This is a genomic window from Hymenobacter algoricola, assembly GCF_039539525.1.
In the GTDB taxonomy this organism is placed as follows: Bacteria; Bacteroidota; Bacteroidia; order Cytophagales; family Hymenobacteraceae; genus Hymenobacter; species Hymenobacter algoricola.
The window spans coordinates 1-792 of the sequence record NZ_BAABDH010000051.1; the positions used below are offsets into that span (position 1 = coordinate 1).

1 protein-coding gene and 1 pseudogene are annotated in these 792 nt (G+C 64.1%); both read right to left on the reverse strand.

Going from position 1 to position 792, the window contains the following annotated elements; genetic code table 11:
- A partial coding sequence (locus ABD842_RS13710; protein ID WP_486327004.1) for a transposase family protein occupies positions 1-442 on the reverse strand: 442 nt, incomplete at its 3' end.
- Positions 439-792: pseudogene (locus tag ABD842_RS13715) on the reverse strand (hypothetical protein); the annotation flags it as partial. The gene ABD842_RS13710 and the pseudogene ABD842_RS13715, both read right to left, overlap by 4 nt.

The following is a 792-nucleotide window of genomic DNA, read 5'->3' on the forward strand; positions in this document are numbered from 1 at the left end:
CAATGCGCCGGGAAAAGGCATCGGTGACCAGGCTCAGGTAGACCGTACCCTGGCGGGTGGGCAAGTAGGTGATGTCGCTGACCCATAACTGGTTTGGGGCCGTGGGCTTGGGCGCATCCTTGACCAGGTTGGGGTGACAATGGAAGCGGTGGTGGGAATCGGTGGTCTTCGTGTAGCTGCGTTTGGGGGCGATGAGCAGTGCCCGTTCGCGCAGCAAGGTGAACAAGGCATCGCGCCCGCAGCGCAGGCCCTGTACGCGCAGCAGCGGGGCGATTTTGTGCCCCAGCTTGCGCGGGCCCAGGCGCGGGAGCTTCGTGCGCACGGCCCGGACCTGGTCCAGGACTTGCTCGGCCCGCGCGGCCTGACAGCCCTGGCGCTGGCGGCGCTGGTAGAGGCCCTGGCGGCTCACGCCGTAAAGCTGGCAGCTGCGTTGCACGCTCACGGTTTTGGCGCTTGCCAGCTTGGAAACGGCCGCTGAAAAGACTTTTTTGGCAGGGGGATGCCGTGGTCCTCCTCCACCACCTGTAGCATCGTGCGCAGCAACAAATTCAGGTCGGCAGCATCCTTTAACTGCTTGCGATGCCCCTTTTTTTGCTCGCGCAGTTCGGTTTCCAACTGCTTGATGCGCTGTTCCGGGGTCGGGTCCACGGCGGGGGCAGTGCCGGGGGAAATGGGCCCGGCCTGCTGAAAAGTTACGAAATGGCTAGCATACCGCCGGCACCAGGTCAGCACCGTGCTCCGGCCCTGAATGCCGTAGCGCCGCTGGGCTTGTTTATAACTCAGTTCCCCGCG